This is a genomic window from Rhodoligotrophos appendicifer, from assembly GCF_007474605.1.
Lineage (GTDB): Bacteria > Pseudomonadota > Alphaproteobacteria > Rhizobiales > Im1 > Rhodoligotrophos > Rhodoligotrophos appendicifer.
Genome location: NZ_VHKL01000012.1, coordinates 56061 through 76740, shown reverse-complemented (window position 1 = coordinate 76740; position 20680 = coordinate 56061). Strand labels below are relative to the sequence as shown.

The 20680-nt window shown below is 66.9% G+C and carries 18 protein-coding genes; 9 read left to right on the top strand and 9 right to left on the bottom strand.

The window, feature by feature from the left end; translation table 11 throughout:
- Nucleotides 1–129: 129 nt before the first annotated feature.
- The 5 genes from FKM97_RS23260 to FKM97_RS23240 all read left to right on the top strand — a co-directional run bounded on the left by FKM97_RS23260 (nt 130) and on the right by FKM97_RS23240 (nt 5960).
- Entirely contained in the window at nt 130–960 is an 831-nt protein-coding gene (locus FKM97_RS23260; protein WP_144294855.1) for an ABC transporter permease, read from the top strand.
- Entirely contained in the window at nt 960–1757 is a 798-nt protein-coding gene (locus FKM97_RS23255) for an ABC transporter permease (RefSeq protein WP_144294854.1), read from the top strand. Before FKM97_RS23260 ends, FKM97_RS23255 begins: the two co-directional genes overlap by 1 nt.
- A complete protein-coding gene (locus FKM97_RS23250) occupies nt 1754–2995 on the top strand; it encodes a Zn-dependent hydrolase (protein ID WP_205015287.1) in 1242 nt (413 codons plus the stop codon). The genes FKM97_RS23255 and FKM97_RS23250 overlap by 4 nt, the downstream gene beginning before the upstream one ends.
- A gap of 281 nt (nt 2996–3276) precedes the next feature.
- The gene (locus FKM97_RS23245; RefSeq protein ID WP_144294853.1) at nt 3277–4212 is read left to right on the top strand and encodes a dimethylarginine dimethylaminohydrolase family protein; all 936 of its coding nucleotides are present in this window, start codon (nt 3277–3279) and stop codon (nt 4210–4212) included.
- A 146-nt stretch (nt 4213–4358) separates the two neighbouring features.
- Entirely contained in the window at nt 4359–5960 is a 1602-nt protein-coding gene (locus tag FKM97_RS23240) for an FAD-binding oxidoreductase (RefSeq protein ID WP_246105235.1), read from the top strand.
- Between the two features lie 630 nt (nt 5961–6590).
- On the opposite strand, the gene FKM97_RS23235 is transcribed toward FKM97_RS23240, so the two are convergent.
- Nucleotides 6591–8117, bottom strand: coding sequence for a helicase HerA-like C-terminal domain-containing protein (locus FKM97_RS23235; RefSeq protein ID WP_144294852.1), 1527 nt, complete (start codon nt 8115–8117; stop codon nt 6591–6593).
- Between the two features lie 172 nt (nt 8118–8289).
- Between FKM97_RS23235 and FKM97_RS23230 the strand changes: the two genes are divergently transcribed.
- The 4 genes from FKM97_RS23230 (at nt 8290) to scpA (ending at nt 13754) form a co-directional block, all read left to right on the top strand.
- Nucleotides 8290–8673 carry a DUF2267 domain-containing protein gene (locus FKM97_RS23230; RefSeq protein WP_144294851.1) on the top strand — a complete coding sequence of 128 codons (384 nt, stop codon included), beginning with the start codon at nt 8290–8292 and terminating at the stop codon, nt 8671–8673.
- 85 nt (nt 8674–8758) lie between these two features.
- Nucleotides 8759–9166: a DUF4332 domain-containing protein gene (locus FKM97_RS23225; RefSeq protein ID WP_144294850.1), complete on the top strand. Its 408-nt coding sequence runs from the start codon at nt 8759–8761 to the stop codon at nt 9164–9166.
- 488 nt (nt 9167–9654) lie between these two features.
- Nucleotides 9655–11580, top strand: a complete 1926-nt coding sequence (locus FKM97_RS23220; RefSeq protein ID WP_170241097.1) for a methylmalonyl-CoA mutase family protein — start codon at nt 9655–9657, stop codon at nt 11578–11580.
- Complete coding sequence (scpA, locus tag FKM97_RS23215; RefSeq protein ID WP_144294848.1) at nt 11580–13754, top strand: methylmalonyl-CoA mutase; 2175 nt, start codon at nt 11580–11582, stop codon at nt 13752–13754. The genes FKM97_RS23220 and scpA overlap by 1 nt, the downstream gene beginning before the upstream one ends.
- A gap of 185 nt (nt 13755–13939) precedes the next feature.
- On the opposite strand, the gene FKM97_RS23210 is transcribed toward scpA, so the two are convergent.
- The 8 genes from FKM97_RS23210 to FKM97_RS23175 form a co-directional block, all read right to left on the bottom strand.
- The gene (locus FKM97_RS23210) at nt 13940–14380 is read right to left on the bottom strand and encodes a Ros/MucR family transcriptional regulator (RefSeq protein ID WP_144294847.1); all 441 of its coding nucleotides are present in this window, start codon (nt 14378–14380) and stop codon (nt 13940–13942) included.
- A gap of 287 nt (nt 14381–14667) precedes the next feature.
- The gene (gene mnhG / locus FKM97_RS23205; RefSeq protein ID WP_144294846.1) at nt 14668–15036 is read right to left on the bottom strand and encodes a monovalent cation/H(+) antiporter subunit G; all 369 of its coding nucleotides are present in this window, start codon (nt 15034–15036) and stop codon (nt 14668–14670) included.
- A complete protein-coding gene (locus FKM97_RS23200; RefSeq protein ID WP_144294845.1) occupies nt 15029–15379 on the bottom strand; it encodes a cation:proton antiporter in 351 nt (116 codons plus the stop codon). Before FKM97_RS23200 ends, mnhG begins: the two co-directional genes overlap by 8 nt.
- The gene (locus tag FKM97_RS23195; protein WP_144294844.1) at nt 15376–15852 is read right to left on the bottom strand and encodes a Na+/H+ antiporter subunit E; all 477 of its coding nucleotides are present in this window, start codon (nt 15850–15852) and stop codon (nt 15376–15378) included. The genes FKM97_RS23200 and FKM97_RS23195 overlap by 4 nt, the downstream gene beginning before the upstream one ends.
- On the bottom strand, nt 15849–17363 hold the full coding sequence (locus FKM97_RS23190; RefSeq protein WP_144294843.1) for a Na+/H+ antiporter subunit D: 1515 nt from the start codon (nt 17361–17363) through the stop codon (nt 15849–15851). The genes FKM97_RS23195 and FKM97_RS23190 overlap by 4 nt, the downstream gene beginning before the upstream one ends.
- The gene (locus tag FKM97_RS23185; protein WP_144294842.1) at nt 17360–17731 is read right to left on the bottom strand and encodes a Na+/H+ antiporter subunit C; all 372 of its coding nucleotides are present in this window, start codon (nt 17729–17731) and stop codon (nt 17360–17362) included. The genes FKM97_RS23190 and FKM97_RS23185 overlap by 4 nt, the downstream gene beginning before the upstream one ends.
- Nucleotides 17731–18153, bottom strand: coding sequence for a Na(+)/H(+) antiporter subunit B (locus FKM97_RS23180; protein ID WP_144294841.1), 423 nt, complete (start codon nt 18151–18153; stop codon nt 17731–17733). The genes FKM97_RS23185 and FKM97_RS23180 overlap by 1 nt, the downstream gene beginning before the upstream one ends.
- A gap of 9 nt (nt 18154–18162) precedes the next feature.
- Nucleotides 18163–20535: a putative monovalent cation/H+ antiporter subunit A gene (locus FKM97_RS23175; RefSeq protein ID WP_246105234.1), complete on the bottom strand. Its 2373-nt coding sequence runs from the start codon at nt 20533–20535 to the stop codon at nt 18163–18165.
- Nucleotides 20536–20680 lie beyond the last annotated feature (145 nt).

Here is a 20680-nt window from a genome sequence, read left to right as displayed (position 1 = left end):
GAGTTGTAGGGTCATCCCGGGCTTGACCCGGGATCCCGGGCTGTAGGGGGGGCCCGAGCCGCATGGGGTCTCGGATCTGCGCTGCGCTCCGTCCGGGATGACTGGGAGAGGGGAGTTTCGGGAGGGTCGATGTCGAGGCGGGCTTTGGTCGAGTGGGGTTTGTTCGTGGCGCCGTTGCCGGTGGTGCTGGTGATCGCCTATCTCGTGCCGCTGCTCGGGATCTTCCAATGGAGCTTCACCGATCCGCAGCCGGGGATCGGTAATTACGTCAAGATCGCCACGGATCCGATCATCCATTCAATCGCCTGGCGGACGCTGCGGATCTGCCTGCTGGTGACCGTCGTCTCGGTCGCCATCGCCTATCTCATCTCCTATCACTGGGTGTTCGGCCCGCCCTGGCGGCAGCGGCTGATCGAGGTCTGCGTGCTGATCCCGTTCTGGATCTCGGTGCTGATCCGCGCCTTCGGCTGGGTCATCGTGCTGCGGCCGCGCGGCCTCGTGAACGAGTGGCTGATGACGGCGGGGCTGATCGCAGAACCGCTGGCGCTGGTGCGCAACGAGATCGGGGTCGTCATCGGCATGGTGCATTTCATGGTGCCGTTTGCGATCTTCCCGCTGATGGCGGTGATGCGGCAGATCGATCCGCGCGTCATGGCGGCGGCGCGCGGGCTCGGGGCGTGGCCGATCCGGCGGTTCGTTGAAGTGTTCCTGCCTTTGTCCCTGCCGGGCATCGTGGGGGCGTTCTTCATCGTCTTCATCTTCGCGCTGGGCTTCTTCATCACGCCGGCCATCCTGGGCGGCGGGCGCGTCGTGATGATTGCGGAATATGTGTTCCTGCAGATGTCGCAGACGGCCAATTGGGGACTGGGGGCGGCCCTGTCGGTGGTGCTGCTGGTCTTCGTGTCGATCATGATCTGGGTCCTGCTCAAGATCACCCGCGTCGAAAAGCTGGTGGGCTGATGCGACAGCAGGGACCCGGCCGCACCAGCACCGCGCTCGCCTATCTGGCCATGCTGTTCCTGCTGTTGCCGCTGTTTGCGGTGATCCCGGTGTCGTTCACGGGCAAGCGCTTCCTGTCCATGCCGGAGGGCGACTGGTCGCTCAGACATTACCAGGCCCTGGCAGAGAGCTCCGAATGGCTGGGAAGCATCGGCACCAGCCTGGTCATCGCCCTCATTGCGGCGGTCATCTCGACGGTGCTGGCGACCGCCTTCAGCCTGGGGATCTGGTATCGGCGCTCGAAGCTGACGCCACTGCTCATCGGCTTCGTGCTCCTGCCCATGGCGGTGCCGCCGATCATCTCGGCGCTGGTGCTCTATTTCTTCGAGACCGGTGCCAATCTCTACGACACGATCCCGGGGGTGATCATCGCCCATGTGGTGATCGCCGTGCCCTATGCGGTGGTGACGCTGCTGGTCTCCTTGAGCCAGCTCGACCGGCGGATCGAACTCGCGGCGCGAAACCTCGGGGCCTCGGTGTGGCAGACGAGCTTCCTGGTGATCCTGCCCAATCTCAAGCTGGGGCTCGTCTCGGCCGCGTTCCTGTCGTTCATCCTGTCCTGGGAGGAGATCGCCGTCACCCTGTTCGTCACCTCCTTCGAAGTGATCACCTTGCCGCGGCGCATCTGGTCGGGTTTAAGAGACAATATCGATCCGGTGATCGCGGCGGTGTCGGTGGTGCTGATCGCGGTCACGGTGAGCGCGATCGTCATCCGATTGATCGTGCAGGCGCAGCGTGGAAGGGGCGTGGAGCAGTGAACGGACGGAATTTGCGCGTGAATGGCGAGCGGCTGTGGTCGCGGCTCATGGAAATGGCGGAGATCGGGGCGACGCCCAAGGGCGGAGTGTGCCGGCTGACGGTCTCGGACGAGGACCGCATCGGTCGCGACCTGTTCGCGAAATGGTGCCGCGAGGCGGGCCTCACGGTGGAGGTGGACGCCATGGGCAACATGTTCGCCCGCCGCAAGGGCCGGCTCGCGGGCCCCGCGGTGATGAGCGGCTCGCATCTCGATTCGCAGCCTACGGGCGGCAAGTTCGACGGAGCCCTCGGCGTGCTCGCCGCGCTGGAGGTGGTGGAGGCGCTGAACGATGCCGGGATCGAAACGGAGCATCCCATCGAGATCGTCAACTGGACGAATGAGGAAGGGGCCCGGTTCGCCCCCGCCATGGTGAGCTCCGGCGTCTATGCCGGAGAATTCGACATGGATGCGGTCTATGACGGCCGCGACCGCGCCGGGCTGCGCTTCGGCGATGAACTTGCGCGCATCGGCTATAAGGGGGATGCCCCCATGGGCGGGCGCGACTGGAAGGCCTCCTTCGAGGTGCATATCGAACAGGGGCCGATCCTGGAGCAGGAGGACAAGCTCGTGGGCGTCGTCGCCCGGGTGCAGGGCATCCGCTGGTTCGACGTGACGCTGCATGGGGCGGAGGTGCATGCCGGGACGACGCCCATGGACCGGCGGCGCGATCCGATCCGGGCGCTGCACGAGATGCTCAAGGGCTGCTACGAGATGGCCGCGGCGCATGGGGAATGGGCGCGCTTCACGGTGGGCGACATGACCGTCCAGCCCGGATCGCGCAACACGGTGCCGGGGCGGGTCACCTTCACCATCGATCTGCGGCATCCGGAGGATCAGGTGCTGGACAGCATGGAACGGGCGATCCGGGCCGCGGGCGAGGCTGCGGGCACGCCCCACGGGATCGATGTGGAGGTCACGCGCATCTGGGCCTCGGCGCCGGTCGTGTTCGATGCGGGATGCATCGCGGCCGTGGCGCAGGCCGCCGATCTCTGCGGATATGAGACGCGCGAGATGATCTCAGGCGCGGGCCATGACAGCGTCTATGTGGCACGATCGACGCCCACGGCGATGATTTTCGTCACCTCCAAGGACGGGATCAGCCATAATGAGGCGGAATATTCCTCGCCCGAAGCCTGCGAAGCCGGCGCCAACGTGCTGCTGCATGCCGTGCTGGAGCAAGCGGGAGTCGCGGGGTAGGGGTGGTGGTGGCTGCTCGCCATTCGTCATCCTCGGGCTCGACCCGAGGATCGAGGGTTGCGGGGGAAAGGGCGGGCCGTGTGGCCCCTGGATCCTCGGGTCAAGCCCGAGGATGACGGTTTGAGTTGTTGGGTCATCCCGGGCTTGACCCGGGATCCCTGGCGGCATGGGGTCCCGGCTCTGCGCTGCGCTTGGCCGGGATGACGGGTGAGGGGGCGCAGCTTCGGCAGACCGTTTCTCTTCCGCAAGGGGAGAGGGGTTACGGTTGGAGGAGACTGGCAATGAACGAGATCTCGAAGATCGCGCCGGCGGATGTGTTCAACCTGCAGCGGCGACAGAGCACGGGCGGGACGGCGGCGCTGAATTCGTGGGGGTGCACGAATGAGTATGATGTGCTCACCGACGTACTCCTGTGCACGCCGGACAATCTCAAGCATCTGTCGACGAGCTCGCTGTCGCGGAAATATCTGCGCGAGGCGCCCTGCAACATTCCGGTGGCCAAGGAGCAGCACAAGGAGCTGGTCGCGGCCTACACCCATTTCGGGGTGAATGCGCATTATCTCGACCTCGCGCCGGAGCTGCCGATGCAGGTCTATTCGCGGGATTCGAGCTTCATGACGCCCTATGGCGCCGTGATCACCAATATGTGCAACTGGTGGCGCCGGGGCGAGAATTTCGCCGCCATCCGGTCCTACCAGGCGCTGGGCATTCCGATCTACGACATGGTGACGGCGGGATTGTTCGAAGGCGGCGATTTCGACGTCATCGAGGATGGCTGCGTCCTCATCGGCTGCGGCGGCGAACGCACCACGGAAGAAGGCGCGCTCCAGGTCGCGAGCTGGTTCGACAAGGAGGGCTGGGAGACGAAGATCGTCTATTTCGACCCCTTCTTCGTCCATATCGACCTCATGGTCGTCATGATCGCCCACAAGCTGGCCGCCGTCTGCCTGGAGACGACGCCGGACCATGTGGTCTCCTGGCTCAGGGACAAGAAGATCGAGATCATCCCGGTGCCGTACAAGGATACCGTCACGCTGGGTTGCAACGTCATGTCGCTCGGCCGCGACCGGGTGATCGCGCCCAAGCATTCGCGGTTCCTGATCGACAATTTGAAGGCGCGCGGCTTCGAGGTCGCGGAGATCGACATGAGCGAGATCTCCAAGACCGGCGGGGGGATCCATTGCATGGCGCAAGCCCTCAAGCGCGTTCCCGGCTGAAAAACGCGCTGTGACGGCCGTCTGGCGGGGGTTCCTGCGCTTCCTCCAATGGTTCAGGTCATCCCGGGCTTGACCCGGGATCCCCGAGCCGCATGGGGTCCCGGCTCTGCGCTGCGCTCCGGCCGGGATGACGGGGGACGGAGGCCTTGGCGGTCCCGGCTCGCGCTGCGCTTGGCCGGGATGACGGGGTGGGGGTTTTTCTTCTGGCTGTCATCCCGGGCTTGACCCGGGATCCCCGAGCCGCATGGGGTCCCGGCTCTGCGCTGCGCTTCGGCCGGGATGACGGGGCACGGAGGCCTTGGCGGTCCCGGCTCGCGCTGCGCTTGGCCGGGATGACGGAAGTGTGGGGGGACGGGGAGGGTGCGATGATCCTGGACGAGATCGCCCGATGCATCGGGGCTTCCCATGTGCTCGGGCGAGCCCAGCTGGCGGGGCGGGCGATCGATTACTGGACGAAGGAGCCGACCCGCGCCTTGGGTCTCGTGCGGCCAGGGTCTGTGGCGGAGGTGGCGGCGGTCCTGGCGCTCTGCCATGGGGCCGGCCAGGCGGTGGTGCCGGAAGGCGGGCGGACGAACCTGGTGCGCGGGACACGGGCCGAGGCCGACCAGATCCTCCTGTCGCTGGAGCGGATGGCCGCCATCGGGCCCGTGGACGAGGCCGCGAGCCTCGTGACGGTCGAGGCGGGAGCCGTGGTGCAGCGGGTGCAGGAGGCGGCGCAGGCGCGGGGGCTGCGCTTCGGGCTGGATTTCGGGGCCCGCGGCAGCGCCACCATCGGCGGGGCGCTCGCCATGAATGCCGGCGGCCTGCAGGTGATGCGCTATGGATCGGCGCGCGCCCAGGTGCTGGGGCTCGAGGTGGTGCTGGCGGACGGCACGGTGCTCTCGCATCTGACGCCCTATGCCAAGGACAATACGGGCTACGACCTGAAGCAGCTGTTCATCGGCTCGGAAGGCACGCTCGGGGTCATCACCCGCGCCGTGCTGCGGCTGGTGCCGCAGCCGAGCTCGGTGCAGACGGCGTTTCTGGGGTTTGACGATTTCGCCGGCATCCCGACGCTGCTGCAGCGCCTGTCGCGGGAGCTGGCGGGGACGCTGTCGTCCTTCGAAATCCTGTGGGGCGGGTTCTACGACCTGAATACCGGAGCCGGAGGCATGCGGGCGCCGGTGGCGCGGGGGCTTGCCTATTACGTGCTGTGCGAGGCGGAAGGCTTCGATTCAGCCTCCGATGCGGAGCGGTTCGAAGGGCTGGTCGCGGCGGCGCTGGAGGCGGGGGCACTCCAGGCGGGCGCGGTCGATGCGGCCATTGCCCAATCGGGACGCGAGCGCGCCGAATTCTGGCGCATCCGGGAAGATTTCGAGGCCGAGATGGCGGCGTTTCCGATCATGGGGGATTTCGACGTCTCGCTTTCGGTGGGCGACATGGAGGGCTTCGCAAAGGCGCTGGAGGCCAGGCTCGGGGCGGAGATGCCGGGGCATCTGGGGCTGCACATCTTCGGCCATCTGGGCGACGGCAATCTGCATCTGGGAATCGGTCTGCCGGAGGCCGGGCTGAAGCCACAGCTGGAGGCGCTGGTCTATGGGCTGGTGGCGGAGCGGGGCGGTGCTGTGTCGGCGGAGCATGGGATCGGCGTGAGCAAGCGGGCCTGGCTCGGGGCGTCGCGCAGTGCAGCGGAGATCGCCGTGATGGACGGGCTGAAGGCGGCGCTGGACCCTAAGGGCGTGCTCAATCCGGGGAAGGTGGTCGGGTAGGGGGCGTCCTTCGAGACGCAGCCTAGCGGCTGCTCCTCAGGATGAGGGGTTCTTGCTCTTGGCGGTCCCGGCTCTACGCTGCGCTTGGCCGGGATGACCCCGGGTGTGGGGGGCTTCTCCTCTGGCTGTCATCCCGGGCTTGACCCGGGATCCCCGAGCCGCATGGGGTCCCGGATCTGCGCTGCGCTCCGTCCGGGATGACGGGGCGTGGAGGCCTTGGCGGTCCCGGCTCGGCGCTGCGCTTGGCCGGGATGACCCGGAGTGTGGTGCCTGGTGTGGGGGTGTCTGCCGCTTGCACTTCGTCATCCTCGGGCTTGACCCGAGGATCCAGGGTTGCGGGGGAAAGGGCGGGTCGTGTGGCCCCTGGATCCTCGGGTCAAGCCCGAGGATGACGGGAGAGGAGAAGCCCGAGGATGACGGTTTAAGTGAAGCCTGAGGATGTCGGGGGAGTTGTTGGGTCGTCCCGGGCTTGACCCGGGATCCCCGAGCCGCATGGGGCACCCGAGCCGCATGGGGTCCCGGATCTGCGCTGCGCTCCGTCCGGGATGACGGGGCGTGGAGGCCTTGGCGGTCCCGGCTCGGCGCTGCGCTTGGCCGGGATGACGGGGGTGGTGGGCTGGCGGGGTTCGATCAGCGCTTGCGGCTGCTGCCGCCCATGAGGCTGCCGAGGATGCCGCGGACGAGAGCGCGGCCGACCTGGGAGCCGACGGTGACGGCGACGGTCCTGATGATGCGCTCGGTGGTGGTGGGGCGGGCGCTGGCACGATCAGCCTGAGCCTGGGCCTTGGCCTCGGCGGCCTGGACCTTGGCCGCGGCGGCCTGTTCCTTGGCGGCGGCGGCTTCGGCGGCGGCTGCTGCGGCCGCGTCGGCCTTCTCCTTGGCGCGCTTGGTCAGGATCTCGTAAGCGGATTCCGGATCGACCGTCTCGTCGTAAAGGCCGAGGACCGGGCTCTTCTGGATCATGGCCTTCCGCTCTTCGGGCGTCACCGGCCCAAGCCTCGAGGCGGGTGGGCGGATCAGAGTGCGCTGGACCATGGACGGATTGCCCTTGTCCTCGAGCACCGAGACCAAAGCCTCGCCAGTGCCGAGCTGCATGATGGCCGCCTCGGTGTCGAAGGCCGGGTTCTGGCGGAAGGTGGTTGCGGCCGCCTTGATCGCCTTCTGCTCGCGCGGGGTGAAGGCGCGCAAAGCGTGCTGGACGCGGTTGCCGAGCTGGGCGAGGACGGTGTCGGGCACGTCCAAGGGATTCTGGGTGACGAAATAGATGCCCACGCCTTTCGAGCGGATGAGGCGGACGACCTGCTCGATCTTCTGCAGCAGCGCCGGGGGCGCCTCGTCGAAGAGGAGATGGGCCTCGTCGAAGAAGAAGACCAGCTTCGGCTTGTCGGGATTGCCGACCTCGGGCAGCTCCTCGAAGAGCTCCGACATGAGCCAGAGGAGGAAGGTCGCATAGAGGCCGGGGGCCTGCATGAGCTTGTCGGCGGCGAGGATGTTCACATAGCCGCGGCCGTCGCGGGTGGTGCGCATGAGATCGGCGATGGCCAGCGCCGGCTCGCCGAAGAATTTCGAGCCGCCCTGCTCCTCCAGGACCAGCAGGCGGCGCTGAATAGCGCCGATGGAGGCGGGGGTGAGATTGCCGTAATCGGTCCTGAGCTCGCCCGCGCGGCCGGCGAGATCGGACAGCATGGCCCGCAGGTCCTTGAGGTCGAGCAAGGCCAGGCCTTCCTCGTCGGCGATGCGGAAGGCGATGTTCAGGGCCCCCTCCTGGGCCTCGGTGAGGTTCATGAGGCGGGCCAGCAGCACCGGGCCCATTTCGGAGATGGTGGCGCGGATCGGATGGCCCTGCTCGCCATAGAGGTCCCAGAAGATGGTGGGAAAGGCCTCGAAGCCATAATCCTCGAGATCGACCGCCTTGGCGCGCTCGAGGAGGAAATCCTTCGGACTGCCCGGCTCGGCGATCCCCGACAGGTCGCCCTTCACGTCGGCGGCGAAGACGGGAACGCCGGCCGAGGAAAACCCTTCCGCCAGGATCTGCAGGGTGACCGTCTTGCCGGTGCCGGTGGCGCCGGTGATCAACCCATGGCGATTCGCGAATTTCAGCCAAAGATCCTCGGGCTTCACGCTCTTGCCCAGGAAAACCCTGTCCTCAACCGCCATGTCCGCTGCTCCCGAGCCTGGCGGCCCCGACGCCGCATCGCCCGCGAGGGTGCTACAAAAGCCGCGACGCCGCAACGGCGCGATCATGGGATCGGCCGCGGCCTTTTATGGTTTCGGCGGGCTGTGGCGTCCGTGCTAAGGGAAGATTTGAACGCGTCGAAGGGGATGAGTGATGCAGGAGTTGATCGAGCGGATCGTCCAAAAGCTGGATCTCGATCCGGCGACCGCAGAAAAGGCCGTCGGCATCGTGCTGGGGCTGGTGCGGCAGAATGGCGACAAGGCCAAGGTGAAGGACATGTTCGCCCTGCTGCCGGGCGCGGACGCACTGGCTGACGCCCATGGCGGCGGCAGCGGAGGCGGCGGCGGCCTGTTCGGGGCCTTCGCCGCCCTGGCGGGGCCCATGGCGGCCATGGCGAAACTCAAAGCCGCCGGCCTCAGCATGGAGCAGAGCCAGGTCCTCGGCCAGGAGGTGCTCGCCTATGCCAAGGAATGCTGCGGCGAACCGCTGGTGAAGGACGTGGCCAAGTCGATCCCCGGCCTGTCCGCCTATGTCTGACCAGGGTTCGATTCGCGAGAGGGATTTACGCGGGAGCGATTGCGGTCTTTAATCCTTCGGGGCAAAACTCGAGGGGTGGCTGGAGATGGCATGCTCTATCACCAGCATCGAAGGGATCGATGACGAGGTCGTCGACAAGCTGAAGCAGGCCGGGATCCGCAGTCTCGACGCCCTGCTCAAGCGGGCGGGGGATCGCCGCGGCCGACGATTGCTCGCCGGGGAGACAGGACTGCCGGAGACCGCCATCCTGCGCTGGACCAACATGGCCGACCTGATGCGGATCCGCGGCGTCGGCGACGATTATGCGGAATTGCTGCGCGCCACCGGCGTCGATACCGTCCGCGAGCTGCGCCATCGCAACGCCGTCAGGCTCACGGCAGCCCTGATGCAGGTGAACGCCGAACGCCGGCTGGTGCGCGAGGCGCCGGGCGAGAAGCGGGTGGCGAAGTGGATCGAACAGGCCAAGCTGCTGCCGGTGATGATGACTTATTGAGGCGGGGGGTCCTTTTATCTGGGGGTCATCCCGGGCGGTGGGGGTGCCCGAGCCGCATGGGGTCCCGGATCTGCGCTGCGCTCCGTCCGGGATGACCCGGGAGTGGGGCTGCCTGGGTGCGGGTGGCTGCCGCTTGCACTTCGTCATCCTCGGGCTTGACCCGAGGATCCAGGGTTGCGGGGGAAAGGGTGTGCCGTGTGGCTCCTGGATCCTCGGGTCGAGCCCGAGGATGACGGGAGAGGAGAAGCCCCGAGGATGACGGTTCACTGAAGGGCTGGGATGACGGTGGAGTTGTTGGGTCATCCCGGGCTTGACCCGGGATCCCGGGGGGCAGGGGGTCCCCGAGCCGCATGGGGGTCCCGGATCTGCGCTGCGCTTCGGCCGGGATGACCCGAGTGTGGGGAGGGGCGTGCGGGGGCTTGCGCGGCGGGGAGCGGGGGGTATAACGCAGACGTCAACTGATGCCCATTGCTAGGACGCCCCCGCGCATGACGAGTTCCTTTGGCCAAGACGGCTTCCCCCTGCCCACCCGCGAGGATTGGCTGAAGCGGGTGGATGCCACGCTGAAAGGGGCCGATTACAAGAAGCGGCTGGTCAGCCGCACCGATGACGGGATCGAGATCGATCCGCTCGGCGGGGACTGGATCACGGTTGCGCCGGAATGGCCCGGTCTTGCCCCCTTCACCCGGGGTGCGGCGGCGCAGGCGCCAGCGGCGCAGGCGCCCGAGGCGCACGCTCCCGAGGCGCACGCTCCCGAGGCGCCGGGCTGGCGGGTCGGACAGACGATCCTCGAGGCCGCGCCGGCCCGCGCCAATGCCGGACTGCGGACCGGCCTGGCCAGCGGGGTCAGCGCCGTCTGCCTGAAGATCGCCGAGGGACCCGGGCACGCAGGGATCGAGATCGGCACCGTCGATGATTTGGATGAGGCCCTGGCCGAGGTCTTCCTGGAGGCGGTGCCGGTGCATCTGGAGGCGGGCATGCGCGGCGTCGAGGCAGCACAGATGCTGGTCGCGCTGTGGGAGCGGCGGGAAATCGCAAAGGCCGAGCGCAGCGGCTCGCTGGGCATCGACCCGCTCGGAATCCTGGCCCGGGACGGGGCGGGCCCGGGGATGGATGCGACCGTGCGCCAGGCGGTGGATCTCTGCCACCACGCGCTCGAGTGTGGCGATGTGCAGGCCCTGGTTGCGGATACGCGCGGCATTCACGGGGCCGGTGCGACCGAGGCGCAGGAGCTGGCGGCAGCCCTCGCCACCGGCGTCGCCTCTCTGCGGGCCCTGGAAAAACAGGGCTTCGATGTCGCGACGGCGGCACGGCTGATCCGGTTCACCTTGACGGCGGATGCGGATGTGCTCACCAGCATCGCCAAGCTCAGGGCGGCGCGACGGCTGTGGGCGCGGGTGACGCAGGCCTGCGGAATCGATCCGGTGGCCATGCGGATGACGGTCGAGACCGCGGCGCGGATGATGACGGCGCGCGACCCCTGGGTGAACATGCTGCGGGGGACGGCGGCGAGCTTCGCGGCGGCCGTGGGCGGAGCCGAGCTCATCATCGTCACGCCGTTCACGGCCCAGCTCGGGCTGCCGGATGACTTCGCGACGCGGATCGCTCGCAATACGCAGCTGATGCTGCAGGAGGAAAGCGGCTTGGGCCGGGTCGCCGATCCGGCAGGCGGGGCGTGGAGCGTGGAAAGCCTGACGGAGGGGCTGGCGGAGGCGGGCTGGGCGGCGTTCCAGGAGATCGAGCGCGAGGGCGGCATGGAGGCCGCGCTGCGGACGGGGAGCTTGCGCCAGCGGATCACCGAAGCTGCCGATGCGCGGGCGAAAGACTATGCCAAGCGCAAGCGGCTGGTGACCGGCGTCTCCGGGTTTCCCAAGCTCGATGAGGCGCCGGCGCGGACGGCCGGGCCCCTGCCGACGCTGCAGGCGCGGGGCGAGGGCGCCCTGAAGCCGCGGCCTCTGGCTGAGGATTTCGAGGCGTTGCGGGAAGCGAGCGACCGGAGGCTGGCTGAGAGCGGGGCGCGGCCGGCGATCTTCCTTGCCACTCTGGGGCGGCTGGCGGAGTTCAACACGCGCGCGACCTGGGTGCGCAACCTGTTCGAGGCCGGCGGTCTCGAAGCGAAGTCCGGCCCAGGCTACGGGTCGGCGGAGGAGGCGGCGGAAGGCTTTGCCGAGAGTGGTGCCGAGATCGCGATCCTGTGCTCGACGGATCAGGTCTATGAGAGGCTCGCTGAACCGACGGCGCGGGCGCTGAAGCAGGCGGGGGCGAAATGGGTGGCGATCGCGGGCCGGGAGAGCGCGCAGGCTGCAGCCTGGAGGCAGGCCGGTGTCGATTGCTTCGCCCATGAAGGGGGCGACGTCCTTGCGATCCTGCGCCAGGCCCATGATATGCTGAAGATGCAGGACGAGCAGGCGTGATGAGCAGGATCCCGGACTTCACCACCGTCGCCTTGAAGGGCGAGACACCGACCGCCACGGCCCCTGTTGATGGCGGCATCGTCGATTCGGGTACCGTGTTTCACACGCCGGAGGGCATCGACCTCAAGGCGGCCTATGGCCCGGAGGACATCCAAGGCCTCGATTTCATCCACGGGATGCCCGGGATCGCCCCGTTCCTGCGCGGCCCCTATCCGACCATGTATGTGACGCGGCCCTGGACGGTGCGCCAATATGCCGGATTCTCCACGGCGGAGGATTCCAACGCCTTCTACCGACGCAATCTGGCGGCGGGGCAGAAGGGGCTGTCCATCGCCTTCGATCTCGCGACCCATCGCGGCTATGATTCCGACCACCCCCGCGTCACCGGGGATGTGGGCATGGCGGGGGTGGCCATCGATTCGATCCTCGACATGCGCACCCTGTTCGACGGCATCCCGCTCGACGAGATGAGCGTGTCGATGACCATGAACGGCGCCGTGCTGCCGATCCTGGCGCTCTATATCGTGGCGGCGGAAGAACAGGGAGTGCCGGCGGCCAAGCTGACGGGGACCATCCAGAACGACATCCTCAAGGAGTTCATGGTCCGCAACACCTATATCTATCCGCCCGAGCCCTCGATGCGGATCATCTCCGACATCTTCGCCTATACGTCGCAGACCATGCCGAAGTTCAATTCGATCTCGATCTCCGGCTACCATATGCAGGAGGCCGGTGCGACGGCGGATCTGGAGCTCGCCTACACGCTGGCCGACGGATTGGAATATGCGCGCGCCGGGATCGCTGCGGGGCAGTCCATCGACAGCTTCGCGCCGCGGCTGTCCTTCTTCTGGGCGACGGGCATGAACTTCTTCATGGAAGTCGCCAAGATGCGCGCCGCGCGCGTGATCTGGGCGCAGCTGATGCAGCAGTTCGAGCCGAAGGACGAGCGCTCTTTGTCGCTGAGGACGCATTGCCAGACCTCGGGCTGGTCGCTGACGGCGCAGGACGTCTTCAACAATGTGACGCGGACCTGCATCGAAGCGATGGCTGCGGTGCATGGCGGCACCCAGTCGCTGCACACGAATGCACTGGACGAGGCGCTGGCGCTGCCCACGGATTTCTCCGCCAGAATCGCGCGCAACACGCAGTTGTTCCTGATGCAGGAGGCGGGGACGACCAAGGTCATCGACCCGTGGGGCGGGAGCTATTTCGTCGAGCGGCTGACGAAGGAGCTGGGCGACAAGGCACTCGCCCATATCGCCGAGGTGGAAGCCCTCGGCGGCATGGCGAAGGCCATCGAGGCGGGCGTGCCGAAGCTGCGCATCGAGGAGGCCGCCGCGCGCACCCAGGCCCGGATCGACACCGGGGCGCAGACGGTGGTGGGCGTCAACAAATACAAGGCGGTCGAGGATCTCGAGGTGGAGATCCTCAAGGTCGACAATTCCGCCGTCCGGGCGCGGCAGCTCGAGAAGCTGGCGCGGCTCAAGGCCGAGCGCGACGAGGCCGGGACGCAGGCGGCGCTGCGGCGGCTCACGGAGACGGCCGCCGGGCATGGCAACCTGCTGGCGGCGGCGGTGGATGCGGCGCGCGCCAAAGCCACGGTGGGCGAGATCTCGGCGGCGATGGAAACGGTGTTCGGACGCCATGTGGCGGAGATCCGCGCGATCCAGGGCGTCTATCGCAAGGAGGCGGAATCGGTGTCAGGCTCGGTCGACGACATTCGGGCGAAGGTCGATGCCTTTGCGGATGCGGACGGACGGCGGCCGCGCATCCTGGTGGCCAAGGTCGGCCAGGACGGCCACGATCGCGGCCAGAAGGTGATCGCCTCGGCCTTCGCCGATCTCGGCTTCGATGTGGATATCGGGCCCCTGTTCGCCACGCCGCAGGAGGTGGCCACCCAGGCCGTCGAAAACGACGTGCATGTGGTGGGAATCTCGTCGCTGGCGGGCGGCCACCTGACGCTGGTGCCGGAACTGCGCGCCGCCCTGGAGGGGCTGGGACGCGGCGACATCATGATCGTGGTGGGCGGCGTCGTGCCGCCGCAGGATTACGAGGCGCTGCGGGCGGCGGGCGCCGCGGCGATCTTCCCGCCGGGCACGAATATCGCCGAGGCGGCGACAGGGCTGATCGGCTCGCTGTCGCGCCGGCTGGGCTATGCGGAGGCGGCGGAGTAGGGGGGGCCCCGAGCCGCATGGGGTCCCGGATCTGCGCTGCGCTTCGTCCGGGATGACGGGGGATTTATGGGGTCATCCCGGGCTTGACCCGGGATCTCTGTCTGCATGAGACCCCAAGCCGCAGGGGGTCCCGGATCTGCGCTGCGCTGCGTCCGGGATGACGGTTTCACACAGGGGCGGGGTGGTTATTTTGCTGCGCGGGCGCGGCGCTTTTTTTGGCCGAGGCCCATCTGTTTGGCCAGATCGGAGCGGGCGGCGGCGTAATTGGGGGCGACCATCGGATAGTCCGACGGCAGGGCCCATTTCTCGCGATACTGCTCCGGGGTCATCTCGTATTGGGTGCGAAGATGACGCTTCAGCGACTTGAACTTCTTGCCGTCCTCGAGACAGATAATGTAGTCGGGCGTCACCGAGCGGCGGACCGGCACGGCCGGCTTCAGTTCCGCAACCTGCTTCTCCTCAGGCTCCATCGTGCCATTGAGCGCGCGATAGACATCCTTGATCAGGCTCGGAAGAGATTCGGAGGGGACAGCGTTGTTGGCAACATAGGCTGCAACGATCTCAGCAGTGAGTTCGGCAAGTTCGCCCTTGCCTTCGCCGATGTCATTACCTGTCGATGAGTCCATAATAGTGATCGCTCCTTCTTAATCTATGTGAGGTTGTTCCAATCAACCCTCTGCAAGGAGAGAGCAAAATTCCCGCGGCACCCTAAGGCCGTGAAAACGAACTCGCTCCCGGTCAACGTGATCTTTCCCGAAAGTCGGGACTTTCAACCTAAAGCTGGAAAGAATTCCGATTCGTTGCTGCGAATGTTCCTACAGCATCGTCTGCTTATCACAGATATCGTTGTTGCATTCAAGTGAAAGCCAGATGCTTTCGATATGCTTGCTTGTCGCAGGTGGAGTCTGATCGATCATTGATTATCGAAAGGAAAGCCATCCAGTCGATGTAGATCTTTCTTGTAACGCCCGGCAAGATGATCGACACCGGTGCCGCTCCAGGGCTTTACGCCCGCCCAATAGGCGGCGCGCGCCAGCAAATGGGCCGAGATCGGCGCCGTCAGAATGAAAAAGGCGATGCCGACCAGGGCGCGGATGGTGATGTCGATGTCGGAGAATTGAACGGCGACAGCGACGAAGAGCACGCCCACGCCCAGGGTCCCCGCCTTGCTGGCCGCATGCATGCGGGAATAGACGTCGGGAAAGCGGGTCACGCCAAGGGCCGCACTCAGGCAGAGGAAGGCGCCGACCAGCAGCAGAAGGGCCACGAGGATGTCAGTCATGGGTCGCCCCCTTGGCGCGGGGTGCCGACTGGTTCTCGTCGGTCTCCACTGAACCGCCGGCCCGGTCCAGGCCGCGGGAAATCACGTAACGCGCGAAGGCGACGGTCGCCAGGAACGCCACCAGTCCCAGGGCCAGGGCCACGTCGACAAAGGCGCTGGTCTGGCGGGTGACCGCCAGCACCAGGATGACGCCGACCGCGATCACCGTCAGCAAGTCGAGGGCGACGATGCGATCGGGGAGGCTCGGGCCCTTGATCAGGCGGAAAATCGTCAGGGCGAAGGCTGCGAGCAGGGCGATCAGGGCCAGGTTGGTGGCATATGAAAGAATGACGGCGCCAGTCATCGGAGGGCCTCCTCGATGCGGCGTTCGAAGCTGTCGGCGATGGAGGCCCGCAGCGCCTCAATGTCGGGGACGTCGAGGGCATGGATATAGAGGGTCGAGCGGTCATTGGAGACGTCGACGCTCAAGGTGCCGGGGGTCAGAGTGATCAGATTGGCGAGAAGGGTGATCTCCGCGCTGGACTGCACCTTCAGGGGATAGGCGATGAAGGCCGGGCGGTATTGCGGCGTCGGCGTCCAGGCCAGCTTCGCCACGCTCCAGGTCGACAATGTGAGTTCGCGCAGGAAGATGAAGCCCAGCCGCAGGAAATGCCCGAGGCGGGTGAAATAGCTTTCGGAGGCCAGTTGCTCGCGCACCATCCACAGGGCAAGCAGGCCCAGGACGAAGCCGAAGACGATGTTGATCACGCTGAAATTCGCCGTGATCGCCGCCCAGAGAAAGGCGAGAGCCATGTTCGTGGGAAGCAGCGTCTTCATTGCCCGGCTCCGAATACGGCGGCCACGTAAGGCTGGTAATCACCCAGGCCGCGCGCGGCCACAGCAGTGACATCATACAAGGGCGCCGGCAGGAGGCCGAGCCCGAGCGCTGCGGCGGCCAGGACCACCACCGGCACCAGCATGGCCCAAGACAAAGGCGGTGCCGGCACAAGCTCCTTGCCCGGCTGGGCCCGGGCGGGTGCCCAGAAGGTCGCGGCGAAGGTGCGGGCGATGGCCAGGGTCGAGAAGAAACCGGCCAGCAAAACGGCCGCCGCCGCCCAGCCGAGACCCTGGTCCAGACTGTCGCGGACCAGCATGAATTTCGGCCAAAAGCCGGAAAAGGGCGGCAGGCCCGCCGTGGCGAAACCGAGCACCAGGAACAAGGCCGCCACGAGGGGGGCGCGCGCATAAAGCCCGCCGGGCTGAGCCTGGCCCGAGGTCGACCGGGCCAGGCCGGCTAGCAGATAGAGGCCGGAGGTCACCAGCATGGATTGGACGATGTAGAAGATGCCCGCGGCGCGGCCCGCCTCGCTGTCGAGGGCAAAGCCCAGGAGCATGAAGCCGATGCCGCTGACCACGAGGAAGCCCAGCATGCGGCGCAGCTCGCTTTGGGCGAGCGCTCCAATGGCGCCCACCACCATGGTGAGGCCGGCGACCCAGAGCAGGATCGGCCGGGATTCGAGGGGACCGGCGGCGAAGACGGCGGAGAAAATGCGGTAGATGCCGTAGACGCCGACCTTCGTGAGCAGGCCCGCAAACAGGGCGGAGACGACGAATTTCGGCGTGTGATAAGAGGCCGGAAGCCAGAAGAAGAGCGGAAAGGCCGCCGATTTCATGGCCAGCGCAAAAAGATAGAGAAAGGCGATGACCGCGATCAGGCCCTGTTCGGAATAGGCTGGAACCTTGGTGACCAGATCGGCGAAATTGAGAGTGCCGACGGCGCCGTAGAGAAGACCCGTCGCTACAAGGAAGATCGTGGTCGCGACGAGGTTGAGGAAGGCGTATTTCAGGGCGCCGTCGAGCTGGACCCGGGTGCCGCCCTGGATGATCAGGCCGAATGTGCAGATCAGCAGAACTTCCAGCCAGACATAGAGATTGAAGATGTCGCCGGTGAGGAAGGCCCCGTTCAGGCCGCAGACCAGGACCAGCAGCATGGGGTAGAAGCCGAAGCGGGCGGTGTGCTTGTCGATGTCGGCAAAGGCAAACAGGCAGCAGACGAGGCAGACGAAGGTCGAGGTGAGGGCGAGAAGCGCTCCGAGAACGTCCACGGTGAAGCTGATGCCGAAGGGCGGCAGCCAATTGCCCATGGTGAGGGAGAGGATGCCGTCGGAGGAGACCCGGTCGAAGAGGGCGAGGTTGAGGGCAAGCTCAACCAGCAGCACCAGGATCGCAAACCAGGACTGCATCCGCACCAAAGAGCGCAACGCGATGGCCAGGGCGCCGGCCATGAGCGGCAGGATGACGGGCAGGATCACGAGCCAATCGGCGTGTTCCGTCGGGACCGTGTTCATGGCGCCGGCTCCGATCCGGTCTCGGGCTCGGCAAGGCGCATCTCATCGGAATTGTCGGTGCCGAGTTCCTGATAGGCGCGGTAGGACAGGACCAGGACATAGGCGAAGAGCGAGAAGGAGATGACGATGGCGGTCAGGATCAGCGCCTGAGGGAGGGCGTTCGCCATGGCCTCGGTCGCCTGCTCCTGTCCCGCCGGCACCAAAGGCGGCGCCAAGCCGGTGATGCGGCCGGCGGTGAAGATCAGAAGATTGGTCGCGTTGCCCAAGGTGACGATGCCCAGCAACAGGCGGATGATGCTGCGGGAGAGCAGGAGATAGACGGCGACGCCGAACAGGGCGGCGACGGTGAGCGACAGCAGCGCCTCCATCAGTCGTAGTCCCTTTCCTCAAGGGCGAGCGCGATGCCGCTGATGGCGCCGACCACGACCAGCCAGACGCCGATGTCGAAGACCAGAGCCGTGGACAGGGCCAGGGTGGTGACCTCGGAGAGCTTGGGATACCACCAGAGACCGGTGAGGAAGGGGACGCCGGCGGGATGGGAGGGCAGACCGCTCAGGCCGGCGAGGAAGGCGCCGATGCCGGCAATGGCGATGGGATGGATGACGATGGCGCGGCGCACGGCGCGGACGCCGCAGGCGATGCCGTACAGGGTCAGGGCCGAGGCGGCGATGAGGCCGCCGATGAAGCCGCCGCCGGGCTCATTATGGCCGCGCAGCAGGACGAAGACCGAGAAGATCATCATCAGGGCGGCCAGGAGCGGAGCCACGGTTTTGAGAATGAGGGTCTGCATTGGCTGCTCCTACCCCGCCGCCCGGGCCGGCTTGCCCTTAGCCTGCCTGCGCCGGCTGCGGATCAGGGCGATGGCCGCGAGCCCGGTCATCAGCACCACGGTGATCTCGCCCAGGGTGTCCAGCCCGCGGAAGTCGACGAGGATGACGTTGACGATGTTGTGGCCATGGGCCAGGGGCACGCTGTTGGCGGCGAAGAAATCGGTGAGGCTCAGATCCAGGGGCTGCTGGGTCAGGGACATCAAGGTGACGCCGATTCCGAGCGCAATGGCGACGGCCACGGCGCCGTGGACAAGCCGCTCGGGCAGGTTCCGGCGATCGATGGCATCGAGCTTCAGGCGGCTCATGACCAGGGCCAGGATCACCACCGACAGGATCTCGACCATGAACTGGGTGAAGGCAAGATCCGGTGCGGCGAAGAACAGGAACAGAAGGGCTACCGCCACGCCCTGGATGCCCAGCGCGACGATGGCGTTGAGGCGCGTGGTGGCCATGAGCACCATGACGGCGCCGACCACGCCGAGGATCATCATGCCCGTGGCGGGGAAGTCGTCGAGCAGCATGCCCGGCACGAAAGGGCCGGCCAAGGGCAAACCGTGGAGGACGATCGGCACCCAGAGGGCCAAGGCGAGGACGGCGAAGGTCCCCAGCATATAGTGGCGAAGCTGGCCCGGCTGAATGATGGCGAGCATGGCGCGGGAGAGGGCGACGAGCCCCTCCATGGCGAGATCATAGGCGCGGTCGGCGCCAAGGCCCAGGCGCTCCAGGAAGGCGGCGATCGCCTGGCGGAGACGCGGCAGGATGACGTACAGGCCCAATCCCAGCGCGATGGTCACGAGGCTCATCATCAGGGCCGCGTTCACGCCATGCCAGAGGGAGAGCTCCAGAAGCACCGGGCGGCCGAGAATGGCGGAGACCATGGGGCCGGCGAAGCTGGTGCCGAACTGGGCGGCGAGGAGCCCCGCGACCAGCGCGCCGACGGCGAGAAGGCCGGGCCCGAGCAGGAGGCCCAGGGAGGCCTCATGGGCGTGCTGCGCTGCCGACGAGGCCGGGCCCCGGAAGGGGCCCCAGGCCACGGCCAGGGCGGCGGTGACCATCATGGCGTTGCCGAGGATCGCGACCAGTGCCGCAACCCCCAGCCCCGTGGCGCCGTAGATCGTCTCCTTGGCGAGGAAGCCGGCAAGCGGCGGCAGGCCCGCCATGGAGAGCGCCGCCAGGACGGCGATGGCGAAGGTGACGGGCATGGGGCCGCGGAGACCGGAGAGGCGGGTCACGTCGCGGGTGCCGCTGCCATGGTCGACGGCGCCGGAGAGCATGAACAGGGCGCCCTTGAAGAACGCGTGCGCGATCAGATAGAGCACCGCGGCCTCGATGGCGATGTCGGAGCCGAGGCCGGTGAGCATGACCAGAAGCCCGAGGGAGGCGACCGTCGTATAGGCGAGGATGAGCTTCATGTCGGTCTGGCGCAGGGAGAGGGCGGCACCGACCAGCAGCGTCGCACCGCCGAACAAAGTGAGCGTCATCATCCAGGCGGAGGTGCCGCCCAGAGCCGGGGTGAGGCGCATGAGGAGATAGACGCCGGCCTTCACCATGGTGGCGGAATGGAGATAGGCGCTCACCGGGGTCGGCGCCTCCATGGCGTTCGGCAGCCAGAAGTGGAACGGCACCTGGGCGGATTTGGTGAAGGCGCCCGCCAGCACCAGAGCCAGCATGATGCCGTACAGGGCATGGCCGCGGAGCAGATCGCCGGCGGCATTGAGGCCCGACAGGTCCCAGGCGCCCGTGGTCAGGGCCATGAGGATGAGGCCCGCCATGAGGACCAGTCCGCCGCCACCGGTCACGACCAGGGCCTGGACCGCGGCGCGACGCGAGGCTGGGCGCTCATGGTCGAAGCCGATCAGCAGGAAGGAGGTGAGGGAAGTGAGCTCCCAGAAGACGAAGAAGGCGATCACATTGTCGGCGAGCACCAGGCCGAGCATGGAGGCCATGAACATCAGCAGGAAGCTGAAGAAGCGACCGCGCTGGGGATGATCCGCCAGATAGGCACCGGCATAGATGAGGATCAGGGCGCCGATGCCGGTGATGAGGAGGGCGAAGACGAGGCTCAGCCCGTCCAGCCGGAAGGACAGGTCGATGCCCAGCTGCGGCAGCCAGGCGAGGCTCTCGGCGATGGCCGCACCGCCCGACACGGGGCCGATGAAGGTGATGAAATAGGCCAGCAGGGCGATGGGCAGAAGAGCCAGGAGCCAGCCGGCCAGACCGGCAAAGGCACGGGCGATCAGGGGGGCAAAGGCCGCCAAGAGAAAACCTGAAACAACCGCCAACAGCATGTCGCCGAAAACTCCTCCGTCCACCCCCGCGGAAAGGTCAGGCGCACCTGTCATGCAAGCCCGGTCCGGCTTATATCCAAGGGATCCCGGAGCGCCAAGGCGAAACGGGCAGCAAGCCGTTGAATTTCACGGGAGCACCGGGCAAGACCGCTGGGGGCGTCGAGGAGGGCTGGTCAAGGGACGGGTCCTCTTGTATCGA

Coding starts and splice junctions, on each gene's coding strand:
- FKM97_RS23245 (WP_144294853.1), top strand. CDS start 3,277: ATGAACGAGATCTCGAAGATCGCGCCGGCGGATGTGTTCAACCTGCAG.
- FKM97_RS23180 (WP_144294841.1), bottom strand. CDS start 18,153: ATGCAGACCCTCATTCTCAAAACCGTGGCTCCGCTCCTGGCCGCCCTG.
- FKM97_RS23195 (WP_144294844.1), bottom strand. CDS start 15,852: ATGAAGACGCTGCTTCCCACGAACATGGCTCTCGCCTTTCTCTGGGCG.
- FKM97_RS23255 (WP_144294854.1), top strand. CDS start 960: ATGCGACAGCAGGGACCCGGCCGCACCAGCACCGCGCTCGCCTATCTG.
- mnhG (WP_144294846.1), bottom strand. CDS start 15,036: ATGACTGACATCCTCGTGGCCCTTCTGCTGCTGGTCGGCGCCTTCCTC.
- FKM97_RS23220 (WP_170241097.1), top strand. CDS start 9,655: ATGACGAGTTCCTTTGGCCAAGACGGCTTCCCCCTGCCCACCCGCGAG.
- FKM97_RS23190 (WP_144294843.1), bottom strand. CDS start 17,363: ATGAACACGGTCCCGACGGAACACGCCGATTGGCTCGTGATCCTGCCC.
- FKM97_RS23230 (WP_144294851.1), top strand. CDS start 8,290: ATGCAGGAGTTGATCGAGCGGATCGTCCAAAAGCTGGATCTCGATCCG.
- FKM97_RS23200 (WP_144294845.1), bottom strand. CDS start 15,379: ATGACTGGCGCCGTCATTCTTTCATATGCCACCAACCTGGCCCTGATC.
- FKM97_RS23185 (WP_144294842.1), bottom strand. CDS start 17,731: ATGGAGGCGCTGCTGTCGCTCACCGTCGCCGCCCTGTTCGGCGTCGCC.
- FKM97_RS23175 (WP_246105234.1), bottom strand. CDS start 20,535: ATGACAGGTGCGCCTGACCTTTCCGCGGGGGTGGACGGAGGAGTTTTC.
- FKM97_RS23235 (WP_144294852.1), bottom strand. CDS start 8,117: ATGGCGGTTGAGGACAGGGTTTTCCTGGGCAAGAGCGTGAAGCCCGAG.
- FKM97_RS23225 (WP_144294850.1), top strand. CDS start 8,759: ATGGCATGCTCTATCACCAGCATCGAAGGGATCGATGACGAGGTCGTC.
- FKM97_RS23260 (WP_144294855.1), top strand. CDS start 130: ATGTCGAGGCGGGCTTTGGTCGAGTGGGGTTTGTTCGTGGCGCCGTTG.
- scpA (WP_144294848.1), top strand. CDS start 11,580: ATGAGCAGGATCCCGGACTTCACCACCGTCGCCTTGAAGGGCGAGACA.
- FKM97_RS23210 (WP_144294847.1), bottom strand. CDS start 14,380: ATGGACTCATCGACAGGTAATGACATCGGCGAAGGCAAGGGCGAACTT.